The sequence below is a fragment of the Pseudomonas syringae group sp. J309-1 genome, from assembly GCF_032582135.1.
GTDB classification, from domain to species: Bacteria; Pseudomonadota; Gammaproteobacteria; order Pseudomonadales; family Pseudomonadaceae; genus Aquipseudomonas; species Aquipseudomonas quasicaspiana.
On the sequence record NZ_JAWHNU010000027.1, the window covers coordinates 44,912 to 65,941 of the forward strand.

General features: G+C 56.9%; 18 protein-coding genes and 1 pseudogene. 14 read left to right on the plus strand and 5 right to left on the minus strand.

All coding sequences use genetic code 11. The annotated features are described in order from the left end of the window. Positions 1-183 precede the first annotated feature (183 nt). The gene (bfr, locus tag RX972_RS15930) at positions 184-657 is read left to right on the plus strand and encodes a bacterioferritin (RefSeq protein ID WP_027900754.1); all 474 of its coding nucleotides are present in this window, start codon (positions 184-186) and stop codon (positions 655-657) included. 379 nt (positions 658-1,036) lie between these two features. Here the strand turns inward: bfr and grxD are convergent, their stop codons facing one another. The 3 genes from grxD to RX972_RS15945 form a co-directional block, all read right to left on the minus strand. Next, a complete protein-coding gene (gene grxD / locus RX972_RS15935; RefSeq protein ID WP_087269113.1) occupies positions 1,037-1,378 on the minus strand; it encodes a Grx4 family monothiol glutaredoxin in 342 nt (113 codons plus the stop codon). A gap of 99 nt (positions 1,379-1,477) precedes the next feature. Next, positions 1,478-3,586: a molybdopterin oxidoreductase family protein gene (locus RX972_RS15940; protein ID WP_316876802.1), complete on the minus strand. Its 2,109-nt coding sequence runs from the start codon at positions 3,584-3,586 to the stop codon at positions 1,478-1,480. A gap of 135 nt (positions 3,587-3,721) precedes the next feature. Then, positions 3,722-4,012 (minus strand): hypothetical protein, encoded by a 291-nt coding sequence (locus tag RX972_RS15945; RefSeq protein WP_027900758.1) that lies wholly within the window; start codon positions 4,010-4,012, stop codon positions 3,722-3,724. A 448-nt stretch (positions 4,013-4,460) separates the two neighbouring features. Between RX972_RS15945 and argF the strand changes: the two genes are divergently transcribed. Then, positions 4,461-5,381: an ornithine carbamoyltransferase gene (gene argF, locus RX972_RS15950; protein WP_027900759.1), complete on the plus strand. Its 921-nt coding sequence runs from the start codon at positions 4,461-4,463 to the stop codon at positions 5,379-5,381. Then, positions 5,378-6,451, plus strand: coding sequence for an ABC transporter ATP-binding protein (locus RX972_RS15955; protein WP_316876806.1), 1,074 nt, complete (start codon positions 5,378-5,380; stop codon positions 6,449-6,451). Before argF ends, RX972_RS15955 begins: the two co-directional genes overlap by 4 nt. Here RX972_RS15955 and RX972_RS15960 read toward each other — a convergent pair. Both RX972_RS15960 and ybaK read right to left on the minus strand, forming a co-directional pair. Then, positions 6,448-7,236: a PhzF family phenazine biosynthesis protein gene (locus RX972_RS15960; protein ID WP_316876808.1), complete on the minus strand. Its 789-nt coding sequence runs from the start codon at positions 7,234-7,236 to the stop codon at positions 6,448-6,450. The two genes, RX972_RS15955 and RX972_RS15960, sit on opposite strands and share 4 nt — an antisense overlap. Positions 7,237-7,474: 238 nt before the next feature. Then, positions 7,475-7,945, minus strand: a complete 471-nt coding sequence (gene ybaK / locus RX972_RS15965) for a Cys-tRNA(Pro) deacylase (RefSeq protein WP_316876811.1) — start codon at positions 7,943-7,945, stop codon at positions 7,475-7,477. A 356-nt stretch (positions 7,946-8,301) separates the two neighbouring features. Here ybaK and RX972_RS15970 point away from each other — a divergent pair, with 356 nt between their 5' ends. The 11 genes and pseudogenes from RX972_RS15970 to RX972_RS16020 all read left to right on the plus strand — a co-directional run bounded on the left by RX972_RS15970 (position 8,302) and on the right by RX972_RS16020 (position 20,949). After that, complete coding sequence (locus RX972_RS15970) at positions 8,302-9,168, plus strand: MIP/aquaporin family protein (protein ID WP_099270388.1); 867 nt, start codon at positions 8,302-8,304, stop codon at positions 9,166-9,168. A gap of 49 nt (positions 9,169-9,217) precedes the next feature. Then, entirely contained in the window at positions 9,218-10,723 is a 1,506-nt protein-coding gene (gene glpK, locus RX972_RS15975; RefSeq protein ID WP_027900764.1) for a glycerol kinase GlpK, read from the plus strand. Positions 10,724-10,839: 116 nt separating this feature from the next. Then, complete coding sequence (locus tag RX972_RS15980) at positions 10,840-11,595, plus strand: DeoR/GlpR family transcriptional regulator (RefSeq protein WP_027900765.1); 756 nt, start codon at positions 10,840-10,842, stop codon at positions 11,593-11,595. A gap of 320 nt (positions 11,596-11,915) precedes the next feature. Then, a pseudogene (gene glpD / locus RX972_RS15985) lies at positions 11,916-13,451 on the plus strand (glycerol-3-phosphate dehydrogenase); the annotation flags it as partial. Between the two features lie 449 nt (positions 13,452-13,900). Next, complete coding sequence (locus RX972_RS15990; RefSeq protein ID WP_099270390.1) at positions 13,901-14,815, plus strand: glutamate/aspartate ABC transporter substrate-binding protein; 915 nt, start codon at positions 13,901-13,903, stop codon at positions 14,813-14,815. 98 nt (positions 14,816-14,913) lie between these two features. Continuing rightward, entirely contained in the window at positions 14,914-15,660 is a 747-nt protein-coding gene (locus tag RX972_RS15995; protein ID WP_122703942.1) for an amino acid ABC transporter permease, read from the plus strand. Next, a complete protein-coding gene (locus RX972_RS16000; protein WP_164581605.1) occupies positions 15,660-16,331 on the plus strand; it encodes an amino acid ABC transporter permease in 672 nt (223 codons plus the stop codon). Before RX972_RS15995 ends, RX972_RS16000 begins: the two co-directional genes overlap by 1 nt. Further along, positions 16,328-17,062, plus strand: coding sequence for an amino acid ABC transporter ATP-binding protein (locus tag RX972_RS16005; protein ID WP_099270392.1), 735 nt, complete (start codon positions 16,328-16,330; stop codon positions 17,060-17,062). The genes RX972_RS16000 and RX972_RS16005 overlap by 4 nt, the downstream gene beginning before the upstream one ends. Before the next feature lie 65 nt (positions 17,063-17,127). Next, positions 17,128-19,014: a sensor histidine kinase gene (locus RX972_RS16010; protein WP_231670567.1), complete on the plus strand. Its 1,887-nt coding sequence runs from the start codon at positions 17,128-17,130 to the stop codon at positions 19,012-19,014. Positions 19,015-19,156: 142 nt separating this feature from the next. Next, positions 19,157-20,485, plus strand: a complete 1,329-nt coding sequence (locus tag RX972_RS16015) for a sigma-54-dependent transcriptional regulator (protein WP_027900771.1) — start codon at positions 19,157-19,159, stop codon at positions 20,483-20,485. A gap of 134 nt (positions 20,486-20,619) precedes the next feature. Then, entirely contained in the window at positions 20,620-20,949 is a 330-nt protein-coding gene (locus RX972_RS16020; RefSeq protein ID WP_122703974.1) for a GlpM family protein, read from the plus strand. The last annotated feature ends 81 nt before the right edge of the window (positions 20,950-21,030 follow it).

A 21,030-nucleotide genomic window follows, 5' to 3' on the forward strand; every position in this document is an offset into this window, starting at 1 on the left:
ACCGGACCTAGTGTCCGGTTTTTTTATGCCTGTAATTCAAACGCTTAGCATCAAGATGCGGAACACAAACATTCTTATTCCTATTTAATTTCACTTATTATTCAATAACTTAGGTTTGACAGACTAATACGCGCAGATCAAACTCGCGCTTTATATATACAAGCCATCGGCAGGACCTCAAAAATGAAAGGCGACATTACAGTCATCCAGCATCTCAACAGGATCCTCGGAAACGAGCTGGTCGCGATCAATCAGTACTTCCTGCATGCCCGCATGTATGAAGATTGGGGCCTGAACAAGCTGGGCAAGCACGAGTATCGCGAATCCATCGACGAGATGAAGCACGCTGACAAGCTCATCAAGCGCATCCTGTTCCTGGAAGGCCTGCCTAACCTGCAAGAGCTGGGCAAAATCCTGATCGGCGAACACACCAAGGAAATGCTTGAGTGCGACCTGAAGATCGAACACAAAGGCCTGGTTGATCTCAAAGCAGCCATTGCTCACTGCGAAGTCATCGGTGACTTTGGTAGCCGTGAAATGCTGGAAGACATCCTCGAGTCCGAGGAAGAACACATCGACTGGCTGGAAACCCAACTGGGTCTGATCGAGAAAATCGGTATCGAGAACTACCTGCAATCGCAGATGGGCGAAGACTGATCCATCTGGTCTGCCGGTAACGAAAAAGCCCCGCTTTCGAGAGAAAGCGGGGCTTTTCTTTGTCGCTACGTTGGTGCCGTATGCACACCAACCGGTAGGAGCAAACTTGTTCGCGAAGCGTCAGGTCAGCCAACACATCTGCAAACCGGTCAACCGCTTCGCCAACAAGTTGGCTCCTACAGGTAAGCGGCCAAGGTGACGCTAACGAAAAAGCCCGCCTTCTCTCGAAAGCGGGCTTTTCTTTGTCGCTACGTTGGTGCCGTATGAACACCAACCGGTAGGAGCGAACTTGTTCGCGAGGCGTCAGGTCAGCCAACACATCTGCAAACCGGTCAACCGCTTCGCCAACAAGTTGGCTCCTGCAGGTGAGCGACTCTTATCAGGCTTCGGTATTACCCGCAGCTGCCTTGGCTGCTGCGCCTTTCACCAGCTCTTGCAGCGAGCCGTCAGCCTGCATTTCCGTGATGATATCGCTACCGCCGACCAACTCACCGGCCACCCACAGTTGCGGGAACGTTGGCCAGTTGGCGTACTTTGGCAGGTTGGCGCGGATTTCAGGATTTTGCAGGATGTCGACATAAGCGAATTTTTCGCCACATGCCATCAACGCCTGGGAAGCCTTTGCCGAAAAGCCGCACTGCGGGGCATTCGGAGCACCTTTCATGTAGAGCAGAATGGTGTTGTTGGCAATCTGGTCTTTGATCGTTTCGATGATATCCATGGAGCACCTCGGCTTAACTTTTCCGACTCAGTTGTCGACACGGTGGCGCATTGTAACGGAAACCCGAGCGCTACGCTCAGCCTTACCTTACCCCGGCGATCATGCCGCAGCGACCTGAACGCTCACGCCATTGAGTACCGCATTGCCGGAAAGGCTATCAAGTTCTCGCTCATCGGTCAGGTCGTTGGCACTCTCCCCCGGCTGCTGCGCGGCAATGTCCATCTGCACACCGGGTTTGGCATGCCCCCAGCCATGAGGCAGGCTGACTACGCCCGGCATCATGTCCAGACTGGCTAAAACCTGCACCTCAATAACGCCCACCCGGGAACTCACGCGTACTTGCTGCCCGTCGCTCAAGCCACGACTGACCAAGTCATCAGGGTGCATCAACAGATGATGACGAGGCTTGCCCTTAACCAACCGATGATAGTTATGCATCCACGAATTGTTGCTGCGTACATGGCGGCGGCCGATCAGTAACAACTCACCCGCTGCCGGAGCGTCGACCCGCGCAAACCGCTTGAGGTCCGACAGGACAACATCAGGCGCGGCCTGAATACGGCCATTGGCGGTCTTCAGACGCGGGCCGAGATTGGGCTTCAACGCGCCAAGGTCCAGACCATGAGGATGCTCCCGCAAGGTGTCCAGCGAAAGCTTGTAATCCGAACCATCACCGTAAAGACCCGCACGCAGACCGCGATCAATCATCAGCGCCGGAGGCATCGTCGGCTTCAACTCTCGCCCCGCCCTTGCGGCAAAGGCTTTCGCCAGCCCGACGAAGATTTCCCAGTCGTGCAGCGCCCCCTCGGGTTTGGCCAGAATGGCCCGATTGAAGCGCGTGACGTTACGCACCGCAAACGTGTTGAACGTCGTGTCGTAGTGGTCATTTTCCAGTGCCGAGGTCGAAGGCAGAATCAGATCGGCATGGCGCGTGGTCTCGTTGATGTAAAGATCGATGCTGAGCATGAACTCCAGACCATCCAGCGCCTGATCAAGCTGGCGGCCATTGGGCGTCGATAACACCGGGTTGCCTGCGACTGTCACCAGGGCCTTGATCTGCCCCTCCCCCTCATTGAGCATTTCTTCCGCCAATGCCGCGACCGGCAGCTCACCGGCATATTCCGGCAACCCGGAAATCCTGCTTTGCCATTGATTGAAATGACCGCCGGACGTTGCGCCCACCAGATCCACCGCTGGCTCGGTACAGAGCACACCGCCCACCCGATCAAGATTGCCCGTCACCAGATTGATCAACTGCACCAGCCAATGACACACCGTGCCGAACACCTGAGTGGAAATGCCCATTCGCCCATAACACGCAGCTTTGTCAGCAGCGGCGAAGTCTCGCGCCAGCTGGCGAATCTGCCCGGCCGGTACCCCACATCGCAGACTCATGGCTTCGGCACTGAAATCAGCGATAGCGGCCCGCACCAGATCCAGCCCGTCCACTGGCAATTGGCTGTCGCGGGTGAGGCCTTCCTCGAACAACGTATTCAGCAGACCAAACAGTAAGGCTGCATCGCCACCCGGTCGCACAAAAATGTGCTGATCGGCGATTGCAGCCGTTTCAGTGCGCCGAGGATCGACCACCACGACTTTTCCACCGCGAGCCTGGATAGCCTTCAAACGTTTTTCGACATCCGGCACGGTCATGATGCTGCCATTGGACGCCAGCGGGTTCCCGCCCAGAATCAGCATGAAATCGGTGTGATCGATATCGACGATGGGCAGCAGCAAGCCGTGGCCATACATCAGGAAACTGGTCAGGTGATGGGGAAGCTGGTCGACAGAGGTCGCCGAGTAGCGATTACGGGTTTTCAGCAAACCCAGAAAGTAATTGCTATGGGTCATCAACCCGTAGTTGTGTACGCTCGGATTGCCCTGATAGACCGCTACGGCGTTCTGCCCATAACGTTGCTGGATATCCAGCAACCGCTCGGCGACCAGATCAAATGCCGCCTGCCACTCGATGGGCCGCCACTGATCGCCCACACGCTGCATGGGTTGGCGTAATCGGTCTGGGTCATTCTGAATATCTTGCAGCGCCACCGCCTTGGGACAGATGTGGCCGCGGCTGAACGAGTCCAGGGGATCGCCCTTGATCGAAGTGATCGACACCTGATTTTCAGCACTGGTGGTGGTCTCGATGCTCAAGCCACAGATGGCTTCGCAGAGATGGCAGGCACGGTGATGGAGGGTCTTGGTCATGGCCAGCCTCATATTTTTGTCAGGACGACCTGAAGCGATCGCTCAAACGAAACTATGGGGCGTGGCTTGCGACTGCGCCAGAGACGTTCGTCTCATGAATCGACAGGCATCAGGCGGGCCGATGACTAAAAACGATCAACCCCCGATAGGGGTGATTTTGCGCTGCAGCTGGATTTCGTGGACCGTTTCGATCTGCTCTTGAGCCAGATGAACGCCAGTCAACTCGCCGATCAGGCGCCAGTGTTCATCAAGCCCGGAACTGATTGTCGCCATCCGGTCGATCATGTGTCGTCCGGCAGCCCGGGTGACTTCATCGTTACTGCGCAACAGCTCGAAAGACATGGACGTCATCGAAGCTGTGAGGTGCGTAAGGGTACGAGCCGTGAGCCCGAGTAATTCCGTCAACTGTTTTTCTTTAGATTCCATTCCCCACCCCCTGATACGCGATGCGCAGTTATAACCTACGGCGATTATTTATGGAACGGGCTAACAGTGCGCCGCGTGAAGCAGATCGCATAAGCCAACGATATGACCTTCCGAAAGTAAAACTGTTGCAGAAATCGCACCAATTGCAATGTCACATCGCGGCAGTGTACAAATACCTGCCTCGGTTGCCAGAAAATGGCCAGTTGCCGCCAGCCAGAGCATTATCTGGCCCGAGAGCTCAAGCAAGTTCCGAATGCAAAAAACGCCTGTGTTGCGAATAAAAAACATTCGGACATGAGCATCTTATTGGTAAGAGGCGACATTTTTTTATACCATCGCGCCTTCCCTATTCGTCGCCCCGTGCGGCTTCCGCCGCAGGTCTCGCCCGTTTTCCCGATAAAACCCGGCTTTGAGCATCTGCGGTCTGTTGCAAAAAAGGTAGTTAATAATGAACGCCAGGCACTTTCTCTCGATGATGGATTACAAGCCAGAAGAACTCCTGCGCTTGATCCGTCGAGGCGTAGAGCTCAAAGACCTGCGAAACCGAAGCGTGCTTTTCGAACCGTTGAAAGGTCGGGTGCTGGGCATGATCTTCGAGAAATCTTCGACTCGTACCCGTGTTTCGTTTGAAGCCGGCATGATCCAGCTCGGCGGTCAGGCCATCTTTTTGTCCCCTCGTGACACCCAATTGGGCCGTGGCGAGCCGATTGCCGATTGCGCGAAAGTGCTTTCGAGCATGCTCGATGCCGTGATGATCCGTACCTTTGCCCATAGCAATCTGACCGAGTTCGCCGCCAACTCCCGCGTGCCTGTCATCAATGGCCTGTCCGATGACTTGCATCCCTGCCAGTTGCTGGCCGACATGCAGACCTTCCTTGAGCATCGCGGCTCGATCAAAGGCAAGACCGTTGCCTGGATCGGCGACGGCAACAACATGTGCAACAGCTATATAGAAGCCGCGATCCAGTTCGACTTCCAGTTGCGTGTGGCTTGCCCTGAAGGTTATGAGCCAAATCCGGAATTTCTGGCGCTGGCGGGTGATCGAGTGACGGTGCTGCGTGATCCGCGTGCGGCAGTGGCAGGCGCCCATCTGGTAAGCACCGATGTCTGGACCTCCATGGGCCAGGAAGAAGAAACCGCCAGGCGCATCGCCTTGTTCACCCCGTTCCAGGTCACCCGCGCCCTGCTCGATCTCGCTGACAAAGACGTGCTGTTCATGCATTGCCTGCCAGCGCATCGTGGCGAAGAAATCAGCGTCGACCTGCTTGACGATCCTCGCTCTGTGGCATGGGACCAGGCTGAAAATCGCCTGCATGCACAGAAGGCGCTGCTGGAGTTTCTGGTTGCGCCTGCCTGCCAGCCAGCATGAGTTCGCCACTGCTGCTGAACCTGCGCAATCTGGCCTGTGGATATCAGGAACAACGCGTGGTGCAGGATCTGAACCTGCACCTCAACGCAGGGGATATCGGCTGCTTGCTGGGTTCATCGGGCTGTGGCAAAACCACGACTTTACGCGCCATTGCCGGGTTCGAGCCGGTTCACGCCGGGGAAATTACTCTGGCTGGTGAAGTCATCTCCAGGCCAGGCTTTACCCTGCCTCCTGAGAAACGCCGGATCGGCATGGTGTTTCAGGATTACGCGCTTTTCCCGCACTTGAGCGTTGCCGAGAATGTCGCCTTTGGCATTCGCAAGCATCCACGCCTCAAGCAAGTGACCGACGAGCTATTGGAGCTGGTCAACCTGAGCGCCTTAGGCAAACGCCTGCCCCATGAATTGTCCGGCGGCCAACAGCAACGCGTTGCGCTGGCACGCGCGTTGGCGCCAGAGCCGCAACTGCTGCTGCTCGACGAGCCGTTTTCCAATCTGGACGGCGAACTTCGCCGCCGCCTCAGCCACGAGGTTCGCGACATCCTCAAGGCCCGAGGCACCAGCGCGATACTGGTCACCCACGATCAGGAAGAAGCCTTCGCTGTCAGCGATCATGTGGGTGTCTTCAAGGAAGGTCGTCTGGAACAATGGGATACGCCCTACAACCTGTACCACGAACCGCTGACGCCCTACGTCGCCAGCTTTATCGGTCAGGGGTATTTCATTCGCGGCGTCATGATTGATCCGCAATCCGTTCAGACCGAATTGGGTGTACTGCAAGGCAACCGCGCTTACTCAGGCACAAAAGGGAGCGCAGTGGACGTATTGCTGCGACCGGACGACATCGTCTTCGATGCCGATAGCACTCTTGCCGCCCGCGTCACCAGCAAAACCTTTCAGGGCGCAGCGACGCTGTACCGCCTGCAACTGCCGACCGGTAGCCAACTGGAAGCAGTCTTCCCCAGCCATGCGGATTATCAACCCGGCGAGCAGGTAGGTATTCGGGTTTCGGCCGATCATCTGGTGCTGTTCCCCGCTGCAGGTAGCGTGGCGGTGCAGCAGGCGGTTTAGCCCAGACTCACCATCAACGTCCCGCTGGCCACCAGCGTGGCATGCCCGCCGATCTTCACCCGATCCCCTTCCAGCCGACAGAACAACGCCCCGCCACGTTCAGAACACTGGTAGGCATTGAGCACATCCTTGCCCAGTCGACCGGCCCAGTACGGAATCAACACACAGTGGGTCGAGCCGGTGACCGGATCTTCGGGAATGCCAATTGCCGGAGCGAAATAGCGCGAGACGAAGTCAACGTGTTCACCCTTCGCGGTCACGATCACACCAGGCCAGGGTAACCGTGCCAGCGCCGCCATGTCAGGCGTGCATTCACGCACTGCCTGTTCGGACTCAAGCACCACCATCAACTCCGCCGAACCCAGCGCATCAACAATACTGGTGCCCAAGGCACGCTCAAGCTCAATTGTCACGCCGACCTCGTGAGGAATCATCGCCGGGAAGTCCAGCAGCAATAGCCCCTCCTCACGCGTGACGCTCAGAGCACCTGACTTGCTGAAAAAATCGAGCTGCTCCGAAGGCTCGCTGAAAATATTAAACAGCACATGAGCAGCAGCCAGCGTCGCATGCCCACACAAGGGGACTTCAGTCCTGGGCGTGAACCAGCGGATGTGCCAACCGAGCGCCTCGCGAACAACGAACGCGGTTTCCGCTAGATTGTGTTCAGCGGCAATGCGCTGCATCAACTCATCAGCCAGCCATGCATCGAGGCGATAAACCATCGCCGGATTGCCACTGAACGGACGATCACTGAAGGCGTCGACCTGATGAAACTCGAGATACATGAGTGATGCTCCAGTGCGATTGAAAGCCTTGGTTACTCTGGCCAAACAAAATGCAAACCAGTGAATTGGAATGCATTTCTGTAGGAGCTGCCGCAGGCTGCGAAGCGTTCATCCTGACACACCGCTATCGCAGCCTTCGGCAGCTCCTACAGATTCTGTGACTGCCGCGAACTTGGCGGCAGTTATTGAAATTCTTCCGTAGGTGAGTTGCGTGCAGCTACAAAGCAGAGAAATACTTTCAGCCGCGCCCCACCGGCGCAAACATCGCGCCGGTATGTTCAGCAAGTGCCTTCGGCGCCAGTTCTACTTCAAGACCGCGCCTCCCGGCACTGACGTAAATCGTCGCGAACTGCTCAGCGCTTTGATCAATAAAAGTACGCAACCGCTTCTTCTGACCCAGCGGGCTGATACCGCCCAAGAGATAGCCGGTGGAGCGCTGCGCAGCAGCCGGGTCAGCCATTTCGGTTTTCTTGGCCTTCGCAGCGGTTGCCAACGCCTTGAGGTCCAGGGTGCCAACAACCGGCACCACAGCGACCAGCAATTCACCTTTTTCGGTACTGGCCAGCAGCGTCTTGAATACCTGCGCCGGTTCGAGGCCCAACTTTTCCGCCGCCTCAAGGCCATAAGAGGCAGCTTTGGGGTCATGTTCGTAACTGTATATTCGGTGTTCAGCACGAACTTTTTTCAACAGATCCAGTGCAGGTGTCATACAGCGCTCCAGGCCAAGGCGACCAATCCAGATCAATTATTCTAGGCGATCAAACGTCTGTACACCCCGCGATTACTGGGCAGGAGGTGAAATGCTCAAAAAATTCAAAGAAGGTGTACACAACCCCGATCAATGCGCGTAAAAAGCCCTGCGCCTGACAGTGCCCACAGGTTCGGTTCCACCCTAAACCACATTCGTTCCTGTTTATTTTTTTTCGTTTGCGAATATTCACTGGAACTTTAGTTCCATTTAAGGTCGAATCCAGAGGTCGAGGATGGGGTTTCCTCGAGCTCGTTAAAAGACGCGCACTGGTGGATTTTCACACAGAGCCGCACAAGAACAAAAAAGAGGTTTTCATGACAAATGCACTGCAAGAACCAACGCTGAAAGGTCAATGCGTGGCCGAATTCATGGGCACTGCCCTGATGATTTTTTTCGGTACCGGCTGTGTCGCAGCGCTCAAGGTTGCGGGTGCCACGTTCGGGCTTTGGGAAATCAGCATTATCTGGGGCCTGGCAGTTGCCATGGCTATCTATCTGAGCGCAGGTGTTTCCGGCGCGCACCTCAATCCGGCCGTCAGCATCGCGCTGAGTATTTTTGCCGGTTTTGAAAAACGAAAACTGCCATTCTATATAGCCGCGCAAATTGCAGGAGCCTTCTGCGGTGCCGGTCTGGTTTATCTGCTGTACACCAGCCTGTTCTTCGAATTCGAACAAACGCATCAGATGATTCGTGGTTCAGTTGCCAGCCTTGAACTCGCCTCAGCATTTTCCACTTACCCTAACCCGGCCATTTCCGTAGGTCAGGCTGCACTGGTGGAATGTGTAATCACGGCGATTCTGATGTGCGTCATCATGTCCCTGACTGACGACAACAACGGCCTGCCCCGCGGCGCACTCGCGCCTCTGCTGATCGGTTTGCTGGTTGCTCTGATTGGCGCCTCGACTGCTCCACTCACTGGCTTCGCGATGAATCCGGCCCGGGATTTTGGTCCTAAACTGATGACATTCCTCGCGGGCTGGGATGAAGTCGCGTTTACCGGTGGCCGTGACATACCGTATTTTCTGATTCCGATTTTCGCGCCGATTCTTGGTGCGTGCCTCGGTGCCGCTGGCTATCGTGCGCTGATTGCGCGCCATCTGCCACGCGCCGTTCCTGCTGTAGAGACTGTGGCTGTAAAAGACGCTGACGTTGTTCCAGGCAAAGCCCAGATTTCATCTTGAATCTCGCGCGTCTGCTTTTAACTTCACCCATTAGCACAAGGCAATCGACATGACTGACTCCCAGAACAAGAACTACATCATTGCCCTCGATCAGGGTACGACCAGCTCTCGTGCAATCATTTTTGACCGCGACGCCAATGTCGTCAGCACCGCGCAAAGCGAATTCGTTCAGCACTACCCTCAAGCGGGTTGGGTTGAACATGATCCTATGGAGATCTTCGCCACTCAAACCGCGTGCATGACCAAAGCACTGGCTCAGGCTGATCTGCACCACAATCAGATTGCCGCCATCGGTATCACCAACCAGCGTGAAACCACGGTTATCTGGGAAAAGGAAACCGGTCGCCCTATTTATAACGCCATCGTCTGGCAGTGCCGCCGCAGTACCGAAATCTGCCAGCAGCTCAAGCGCGACGGCATGGAAGAGTACATCAAGGACACCACTGGCCTGGTGATCGACCCGTACTTCTCGGGCACCAAGGTCAAGTGGATCCTCGACCACGTTGAAGGCAGCCGCGAACGCGCCCGCAAAGGCGAGCTGATGTTCGGCACCATCGATAGCTGGCTGATCTGGAAATTCACTGGCGGCAAAGTGCACGTCACCGACTACACCAACGCATCGCGCACCATGCTGTTCAACATCCATACCCTGGAATGGGATCAGCGCATGCTCGACGTGCTGGATATCCCGCGTGAGATGCTCCCGGAAGTGAAAAGCTCGTCCGAAGTTTACGGCCAGAGCAAAAGCGGTATTCCGATTGCCGGTATCGCGGGTGACCAGCAGGCTGCGCTGTTCGGCCAGATGTGCGTCGAGCCAGGCCAGGCCAAAAACACTTATGGCACTGGCTGCTTCCTGCTGATGAACACCGGCAAGAAAGCCGTGAAGTCCGCCCACGGCATGCTGACCACCATCGGTTGCGGTCCGCGTGGCGAAGTGGCTTATGCTCTGGAGGGCGCTGTGTTCAACGGCGGTTCGACGGTGCAATGGCTGCGTGACGAGCTGAAAATCATCACCGATGCCGTGGATACCGAGTACTTCGCAGGCAAGGTCAAGGACAGCAACGGCGTTTATCTGGTGCCGGCATTTACCGGTCTGGGTGCTCCGTACTGGGACCCGTATGCCCGTGGTGCATTGTTCGGCCTGACACGCGGTGTAAAAGTCGATCACATCATCCGCGCAGCGCTGGAGTCCATCGCCTACCAGACCCGCGACGTTCTGGACGCCATGCAGCAAGACTCGGGCGAACGCCTGAAATCCCTGCGGGTTGACGGTGGCGCAGTGGCCAACAACTTCCTCATGCAGTTCCAGGCCGACATTCTCGGCACTACGGTCGAGCGCCCGAAAATGCGCGAAACCACTGCACTGGGTGCCGCCTATCTGGCCGGTCTGGCCATTGGTTTCTGGAGCAGCCTGGACGAACTGAAGAACAAGGCGGTTATCGAGCGCGAATTCGAGCCGCAATGTGCCGAAGAAGAGAAGGAAAAGCTCTACGCCGGTTGGCAGAAGGCCGTAGCCCGCACCCGCGACTGGGAACCGCACGACAACAACGACTAACGGTTACGCTTGCGACGGAGTGGCAGGATCATAGCTTTCGAGTTTCCGGCTGACAGGCAGTACATGCCTGCGGCATCATGGACGCCATTTGGCAGCCTGAAGGACACTCAACAAAAATGAACCTGCCTCCCCGTCAACAGCAAATCCTCGAGCTGGTCCGTGAACGCGGCTATGTCAGCATCGAGGAAATGGCCACGCTATTCGTTGTAACCCCTCAGACTATCCGCCGCGATATCAATCAGCTTGCGGAATCGAACCTGTTGCGCCGCTACCACGGTGGCGCAGCTTATGACTCGAGCATTGAAAACACCGCTTACGCCATGCGTGCGGATCAGATGCGCGACGAGAAACAACGCATCGGCGAAGCCATTGCCGCGCAAATTCCCGATCACGCGTCGATATTCATCAACATCGGTACGACCACCGAGTCGATCGCCCGCGCCCTGCTCAATCACAACAACCTGAAAATCATCACCAACAATCTGCACGTCGCCTCGATGCTCAGCGCCAAAGAGGATTTCGATGTCCTGCTGGCGGGCGGCAACGTGCGTCGTGACGGCGGTGTGATGGGTCAGGCAAGCGTGGACTTCATCAACCAGTTCAAAGTCGATTTCGCGCTGGTGGGCATCAGCGGGATTGATGAAGACGGCAGTCTGCTGGATTTCGATTATCAGGAAGTACGCGTCTCCCAGGCGATCATTGCCAACGCCCGGCAAGTCATTCTGGCTGCCGATTCCAGCAAGTTCGGCCGCAACGCCATGGTTCGTTTGGGACCGATCACCCTGATCGACTGCCTGGTAACTGACCAGGCCCCGGCTCCCGCACTGGTGCAGTTGCTGGCGCAGAACAAGATTCGGCTGGAAGTGGTTTAGTTATCTACCCGCTGGCGATCGATACCTGTGGGAGATTCTATGTTGGACTGCAAACACAAATCTGTGGGAGCGAATTCATTCGCGAAGAGGCCCATCCATCCGATAGACATTTGTCGGCAGGAATGCAGCATTTGCGAATGAATTCGCTCCCACGGGACCTACGCTCACCTTCCATGTTCACTTTTGTTCCTTTCTCACTTCCCGATCAGTATTTTCAATGATAACTGACTGGAAGCCCCTGCGTTATTGAGCTATGATTTTCGGAAATGAACATTAATGTTCGATTTCGTTATCCGAACAATAAACTCAGGAGGCCACCGATGCCCCATTCCAACCTGTCTACGCCGCCACTTTCCGAGGTCTATGACATCGCCGTCATCGGTGGTGGGATCAATGGTGTCGGGATCGCAGCGGATGCCTCCGGTCGCGGTCTGTCAGTTTTTCTGTGTGAAAAAGACGACCTGGCCAGCCATACCTCTTCTGCCAGCAGCAAATTGATCCACGGTGGCCTGCGCTACTTGGAACATTACGAATTCCGACTGGTGCGTGAAGCATTGGCAGAACGTGAAGTGCTGTTGGCCAAGGCACCACACATCGTCAAGCCGATGCGCTTTGTGCTGCCACACCGCCCACACTTGCGCCCTGCGTGGATGATTCGCGCCGGTCTGTTCCTTTATGACCACCTGGGCAAGCGCGAGAAGCTGCCGGGTTCGCGCAGCTTGCGTTTCGGCAGCGACAGCCCGCTGAAATCGAACATCACTCATGGTTTCGAATATTCGGATTGCTGGGTCGACGACGCCCGTCTCGTAGTGCTCAACGCCATGGCCGCCCGTGAACAAGGCGCGCACATTCACACCCAGACGCGTTGCCTGAATGCCCGCCGTACCAACGGCCTGTGGCACCTGCACATGGAGCGCGCCGATGGCACGCTGTTTTCGATCCGTGCCAAGGCGCTGGTCAATGCTGCCGGCCCATGGGTTGCCAAGTTCATTCGTGACGACCTGAAGCTGGATTCGCCGTACGGCATCCGCCTGATTCAGGGCAGTCACCTGATCGTGCCGAAACTGTATGAGGGCGAAAACGCGTTCATCCTTCAGAACGAAGACCAGCGCATCGTGTTCGCAATTCCTTACATGGAGCGCTTCACCATCGTCGGCACCACGGATCGCGAGTACCAAGGCGACCCGAACAAGGTCGAGATCACCGACGGCGAGATGGACTACATGCTTAAAGTGGCCAACGACCACTTCAAGAAGCAACTGAGCCGCGATGACGTTCTCAGCACATGGTCCGGCGTTCGTCCGCTGTGCAACGACGAGTCTGACAACCCTTCAGCCATCACCCGCGACTACACCCTGTCGCTGTCAGGTGGTGCTGATGAAGCACCAATCCTGTCGGTGTTCGGCGGCAAGCTGACCACCTATCGCAAGCTGGCAGAGTCGGCGATGGCGCAACTGGCTCCGTTCTTCAAGCAGATGAAGCCAAGCTGGACAGCCAAATCCAGTCTTCCCGGTGGCGAAGACATGACCACTCCGGCGGAGCTGGCCAACCAGTTGGTCAGCCGTTTTGGCTGGCTACCAGGCGAAATCGCGCAACGCTGGTCTCGCACTTACGGGAGCCGCACCTGGCGCCTGCTGGAAGGCGTACAGAGCATTGCCGATCTGGGCGATCACTTGGGCGCGGGCTTGTACACCCGGGAAGTCGACTACCTGTGCAGCACCGAATGGGCAACGACTGCTGATGACATTCTGTGGCGCCGCAGCAAACTCGGCCTGTTCATGACCGCTGAGGAGCGCGAAGGCGTTCAGCAGTATCTGGACACTGTGGCGCGTAACAAAGGTGCTTTTGCAGCGGCTTTGATAGGTGCTGCCGCTGCTCCTTTGCTTGTCACTGACACAGCGCTCGTGCACAGCAAATAAAGGCCTCAGTGGGAGCGAATTCATTCGCGAATGCGGTGTGTCAGACCCGGATGTTTTGTGGACTGCCCCCTTCGCGAATGAATTCGCTCCCACGGGTTCTGCATTTCTACCGCCATTGCCCCATTCGGATTTCCGAACACCTCTCCCCCATTAGTTCGGCATCCCGGACGCCGGCCTCTCCCCCGCCTGGATCACACCCGGATTTATCCTCTTATAAATCAGCCAGTTAACCTCTATAAACCAGCTTGGCACGCCTCCTGCTCTGTAATAAGCAGTCGATTGCTTCGACCGTAGCCTGTCTTCTGTCGGCCGCCGTTGAAGCATGGACCGAAGAGGCGGCCGCCAGGTAGCAGGCCCCATAAAAAAAATAATTCGAGGTATAACCGATGCGCATCGTTCCCCATCTTCTGGGCGCAGCAATCGCTGCTGCTCTGATCAGCTCTCCAGTTTCTGCCGCCGAATTGACCGGCACCCTGAAGAAAATCAAAGAGTCCGGCACCATCACCCTCGGTCACCGCGACGCTTCGATCCCTTTCTCCTACATCGCTGATGCTTCCGGCGTGCCGGTGGGTTACTCCCACGACATCCAGCTGAAAATCGTTGAAGCCATCAAGAAAGACCTGGACATGCCGGACCTTAAGGTCAAGTACAACCTGGTCACTTCGCAAACGCGTATCCCGCTGGTGCAGAACGGCACCGTCGACGTTGAATGTGGTTCGACCACCAACAACGTTGAGCGCCAGCAACAGGTCGACTTCTCGGTCGGCATCTTCGAAATCGGTACCCGTCTGTTGTCCAAAGCAACTTCGGAATACAAGGATTTCGATAACCTGAAAGGCAAGAACGTCGTGACCACCGCGGGCACCACGTCCGAGCGCATCCTCAAGTCCATGAACGCTGACAAGCAAATGGGCATGAACGTGATCTCGGCCAAAGACCACGGCGAATCCTTCCAGATGCTGGAATCGGGTCGTGCAGTGGCATTCATGATGGACGACGCCTTGCTGGCCGGTGAAATGGCCAAGGCCAAGAAGCCGACTGACTGGGCTGTAACCGGTACCCCTCAGTCGTACGAAATCTACGGCTGCATGGTGCGTAAAGGCGATGAGCCGTTCAAGAAAGCCGTCGATGACGCCATCGTTGCGACCTACAAATCGGGCGAGATCAACAAGATCTACGAAAAGTGGTTCCAGGCTCCAATCCCGCCAAAAGGCCTGAACCTGAACTTCCCGATGAGCGACGAGCTGAAAAAACTGATCGCCGAACCGACCGACAAAGCGGCAGACGACAAAAAGGCCTAAGCGCCGATTACCCACTCGTCAATAAAACAGCCTGAGACCGCACCGTGCGGTTTCAGGATGCCGTGCATGCATCTGGATCGATCAGAGGGGAGACCCTGATGAATTACAACTGGGACTGGAGCGTTTTCTTCAGGTCCACTGGCGTCGGCAGCGAAACCTATCTGGACTGGTACATCTCAGGTCTGGGCTGGACTATCGCTATCGCTGTCGTTGCCTGGATCATCGCCTTGCTGCTGGGCTCCGTGCTCGGTGTCATGCGTACCGTACCGAACCGTATAGTTGCTGGTATTGCCACGGTCTACGTGGAAATCTTCCGTAATGTGCCGCTGCTGGTGCAGCTGTTCATCTGGTACTTCCTGGTGCCGGATCTGCTGCCCGAAGGCATGCAGGAGTGGTACAAGCAAGACCTGAACCCGACGACTTCCGCGTTCCTCAGCGTGATCGTCTGCCTGGGTCTGTTTACTGCTGCACGGGTGTGTGAACAAGTGCGCACCGGTATCGAAGCGTTGCCTCGCGGCCAGGAATCTGCTGCTCGCGCCATGGGCTTCAGACTGCCGCAGATCTACTGGAACGTGCTGCTGCCACAGGCTTACCGGATCATCATTCCACCGCTCACCTCCGAATTCCTCAACGTGTTCAAGAACTCGTCGGTGGCGTCGTTGATCGGCCTGATGGAATTGCTCGCGCAGACTAAACAGACCGCCGAGTTCTCCGCCAACCTGTTCGAAGCTTTCACCCTGGCGACACTGATCTACTTCACCCTGAACATGAGCCTGATGTTGCTGATGCGCCTGGTCGAGAAGAAAGTCGCTGTGCCCGGACTGATCTCCCTGGGGGGCAAATAATGGATATGGACTTCTCTGGAGTCGTTCAGGCCATTCCCGGCATGTGGAACGGCATGGTCATGACCCTGCAACTGATGGTCATGGGCATCATCGGCGGTCTGGTGCTGGGCACCCTTCTGGCTTTGATGCGCTTGTCGTCGAGCAAGCTGCTGGCCAACGTGGCCGGTGCTTACGTCAACTATTTCCGCTCCATTCCGCTGCTGCTGGTCATCACCTGGTTCTATCTGGCGGTGCCGTTCGTGCTGCGCTGGATCACCGGCGAAGACACGCCCATCGGTGCGTTCACCTCCTGCGTCATCGCATTCATGATGTTCGAGGCGGCCTACTTCTGCGAAATCGTTCGTGCCGGTGTGCAGTCGATTTCCAAGGGCCAGATGGGCGCAGCGCAAGCGCTGGGCATGACCTACGGGCAGATGATGCGGTTGATCATCCTGCCTCAGGCCTTTCGCAAGATGACCCCGCTGTTGCTCCAGCAAAGCATCATCCTGTTTCAGGACACCTCGCTGGTTTACACCGTAGGCCTGGTGGACTTCCTCAACGCCTCGCGGGCCAGTGGCGACATCATTGGCCGCGCCAATGAGTTCCTGATCATCGCCGGTCTGGTGTACTTCACGATCAGCTTTGCCGCCTCGTTGCTGGTGAAGCGTCTGCAAAAAAGGTTCGCCGTATGATTTCCATCAAAAACGTTAACAAGTGGTATGGCGACTTCCAGGTGCTGACTGATTGCAGCACCGAGGTCAAAAAAGGCGAAGTGGTCGTGGTCTGCGGCCCGTCGGGCTCCGGCAAATCGACTCTGATCAAATGCGTGAACGCCCTGGAACCGTTCCAGAAAGGCGACATCACCGTGGACGGTACTTCGATTGCCAACCCTAAAACCAACCTGCCGCAATTGCGCTCCCGGGTTGGCATGGTGTTCCAGCATTTCGAACTGTTCCCACACCTGAGCATCGTTGAAAACCTGACCATTGCGCAGATCAAAGTGCTGGGGCGCAGCAAGGAAGAAGCGACTGAAAAAGGCCTGAAGCTGCTGGATCGTGTAGGTCTGTCGGCCCACGCCAACAAGCATCCGGGCCAATTGTCCGGCGGTCAGCAACAGCGTGTAGCGATTGCCCGGGCACTGGCCATGGACCCGATCGTCATGCTGTTCGACGAACCGACCTCGGCGCTCGATCCGGAAATGGTCAACGAAGTGCTCGACGTAATGGTGCAGCTGGCTCAGGAAGGCATGACCATGATGTGCGTGACCCACGAAATGGGCTTCGCCCGTAAAGTGGCCAACCGCGTGATCTTCATGGATCAGGGACAAATCGTTGAAGACTGTGAGAAAGAAGAGTTTTTCGGTGATGTCAGCGCCCGTTCCGAACGTGCGCAGCAGTTCCTCGCTAAAATTCTTCAGCATTAAGTGAGACTCGACAGCGGCTCGGCGCTTTGAAGCGTCGGGCCGCTGTTCGGCTCAGGACGACTGTGATGAAATGCGACCCCAATCTTTATCGCGCCGCGCCGCCATCACTTGCCGTGAAACCCCGTCTGATTCGCCACCTGTTTCTGCCGCCATTGATCATCGTGCTGATGTTCGGCCTGGGCTACGTCGCCTATTTGATCAGCGAACACTACGGCATCAAAACCCTCAGCGAGAGCGGCGAACGTCAGCTTGAGCTGCACGCCCGCACCCTCGAAAGTGAAATCAACAAATACACTTATTTGCCCAGCGTGCTGGAGCTGGAGTCCAGCGTCTCAGCCCTGCTCAACGACCCTACTCCCGAGCTGCGCAGCGAGGTCAACGATTACCTTGAAGGCCTGAATCGCCGCAGCCGTAGCCGGGCAATTTACGTACTCGATACCTCCGGCCGGGTACTTGCCACCAGCAACTGGCGCGATGCCGACAGTTATCTGGGTGAAGACCTGTCATTCCGGGCTTATTTTCAGGATGCGGTGCGGGGTTTGCCGGGACGCTTCTACGGCATCGGCAGTACCACCGGTGAGCCCGGTTATTACCTGGCGCACGGTCTGGAAGAGAAAGGCAAGATCGTCGGCGTCGCGGTGATCAAAGTGCAACTCGAAGCCCTGGAGCAGCGCTGGCAACGTGCACGACTGGAAGCCTTCGTCAGCGATGAGAACGGCATCATTATTCTTTCCAGCGACCCGGCCCGACGTCTGAAATCAGTACGCCCACTCACGCCGGAAATCAAAGAACGTCTGGCACGCAGCCTGCAATATTACTGGTGGCCGCTCAACGAGCTGGTGCCGCTGGAGCGCGAGTTGCTTTCGGAGGGTGTGGAGAAGCTGACCTTCCCGGCCAATGTCAGCGTCGATCTTGAACACAAACAGGTCAGCTATCTGGCCCAGACACGCCAGTTGAGCGACACGCCCTGGCACCTGACACTCTTGACCCCACTCGAAGACCTGCGCCGTGAAGCTGGCAGTCAGGGCATGCTGGTCGCAGTGGCCTGCGCATTAGTCGCGTTTCTGCTAATCGCCTGGAATGAACGGCGCAAAGTGCTTTCAACCCGCCTCGCCGCACGTGAAGCCCTGCAAGCGGCCAATGACGAGCTGGAGCGCAAGATCGCCGAGCGCACCGAGCACTTGCGTGCCAGTAACGAACGCCTCAAGGGTCAGATCCGCGAACGTCGGCAAGCTGAAGACACCTTGCGCAAGGCACAGGACGAACTGGTTCAGGCGGGCAAACTGGCGGCTATCGGGCAGATGTCCACCAGCATTGCCCACGAACTGAATCAACCGCTGGCTGCACTGCGTACCTTGTCCGGCAACACCGTGCGCTTCCTCGAACGGGGCGCGCTGGATACCGCCAGCACCAACTTGCGCACCATCAACGATCTGGTCGACCGCATGGGCCGTATCACCGCCAGCCTGCGCGCGTTCGCCCGCCGTGGAGATGACAAGGGTCAGGCCAGACTCAGCAAAGCCGTCGATGCTGCACTGCAGTTGTTGACCCCACGCCTGGAAAATTTTTCCCTTGAACTGCACCAGCGCTATGCCGACGCCGAACTAATGATTGATCAGACTCGCCTCGAGCAGATTCTGGTCAACCTGATTGGCAACGCTCTGGACGCCATGCACGCTCAGCCCCTGCCGGAAATCTGGCTTGAAGGCTCGGTGATCGAAGGCCGTTACTGCTTGCGGGTTCGAGACAACGGCCACGGCATAGACGACGAAACCCGCAAGCATCTGTTTGAACCGTTCTTCACCACCAAACCCGGCGAGCAAGGTCTGGGACTGGGCCTCACCCTCTCCGCCAGCCTCGCAGCAGCAACCGGTGGTAGCCTGAGCGCTGAACAGCCGGAGAGTGGCGGTACCGAGTTTGTGTTGTGGTTGCCGGTGGTGAAAGGGCCATGACGATCTGTAGGAGCGCGCTTGCCCGCGATGGGGCCCTTTACTCGACATCCGTATCGGCTGACCTGACGCTATCGCGGGCAAGCGCGCTCCTACCGCGTAGCCCCTGCCGTTTCTTATGCCCGCATTCCGATGAGCCCCCAAAATGACCACTGACCTGACCGTACTCATCGTCGAAGACGACCCTCACGTCTTGCTCGGCTGCCAGCAGGCGCTGACGCTGGAGGACATTCCCAGCGAAGGCGTGGGCAGTGCCGAAGAAGCATTGGCGCGGATCGGCGATAACTTTGCCGGAATCGTGATCAGTGATATTCGTCTGCCAGGCATTGATGGTCTGGAGTTGCTCAGCCGTCTCAAGGCGCGTGACCGCAGCCTGCCGGTGGTGTTGATCACCGGTCATGGCGATATATCCATGGCAGTCAACGCCATGCGCGACGGCGCTTACGATTTCATGGAGAAACCCTTCTCCCCTGAACGTCTGGTGGAGGTGACCCGCCGCGCCCTTGAGCAGCGAGGTCTGGCGCGGGAAGTCTGGTCATTGCGCAAGCAACTGGCCGAACGCGACTCCCTTGAAGGCAAGATCATCGGCCGCTCCCCCGCCATGCAGAACTTGCGCGCGCTGATTGCCAACGTTGCCGACACTTCAGCCAATGTGCTGATCGAAGGTGAAACCGGTACCGGTAAAGAGCTGGTTGCCCGCTGCCTGCATGATTTCAGTCGTCGTCATCAGCACCAGTTCGTCGCGCTCAACTGCGGTGGCCTTCCGGAGACCCTGTTCGAAACCGAAATCTTCGGCCATGAATCCAACGCCTTCACGGGCGCGGGCAAGCGACGCATCGGCAAGATCGAACACGCGCATAACGGCACGCTGTTTCTCGATGAAGTGGAAAGCATGCCCATCAGCCTGCAGATCAAACTGCTGCGGGTTTTGCAGGAGCGAACGCTGGAACGCCTCGGCTCCAATCAGAGTGTCGAAGTGGATTGCCGGGTGATTGCCGCGACCAAGTCAGACCTCGATGAGCAAAGCAAAGCCGGACAGTTCCGCAGCGACCTGTACTACCGGCTGAACGTGGTCACGCTTGAACTGCCGCCGTTGCGGGAGCGTCGTGAAGACATCCTGCAACTGTTCGAACACTTCCTTCAGTTGTCCGCGTTGCGTTTTGATCGCGAGCCTCCAGAACTGGACCCGAACACGTTATCGAGCCTGATGAGCCACGACTGGCCCGGTAACGTAAGGGAGTTGCGTAACGTCGCCGAACGTTATGCCCTGGGCTTGCCCGCTTTCAAGAAACCCAACGCCAACCCGGAAGAACCTCAAAGTCTGGGCTTCGCCGAAGCCGTGGAAGCCTTCGAGAAAAACCTGCTCAGCGAAGCCCTGCAACGCAGCGGCGGCAACCTGAGCCAGGCCAGCCAGGAGCTGGGCATGGCCAAGACCACGCTGTTTGATAAGGTCAAAAAGTATGGGCTTGGATAATCACCCCGGACCTGTAGGAGCCAACTTGTTGGCGAAGCGAAATTGCTGATCACGCAGGTCTGACGCCTCGCCAACAAGTTGGCTCCTACAGTTCATGTGTATTTCAATTTTAGAAAGGGGATTCTGTGGATCTAGTGTTCAAAGCCCTGATCGGCGCAGCCGTCGTGGTCATTCTCGCCGCACTGGCCAAGACCAGAAACTACTACATCGCAGGCCTGGTGCCGCTGTTCCCGACTTTCGCCTTGATCGCTCATTACATCGTTGGCAAAGGTCGTTCTCTGGACGACCTCAAGACCACCATCCTGTTTGGCATGTGGTCGATCATTCCCTACTTTGTCTATCTGGCGGCCCTGTACCTGCTGGTGGACCGCTGGCGGCTGGAGGTGTCACTCGCATTGGCCGCCGTTGCCTGGCTGGTGGCGGCGACGTTGCTGGTGACGTTGTGGGTGAGATTTCATGGTTGAAGGACAAAAACGTCCTATGGCCCCGGCGCCCTGTGGGAGCGAATTCATTCGCGAAAGCGGTTTCCCAAACGACAGACATGG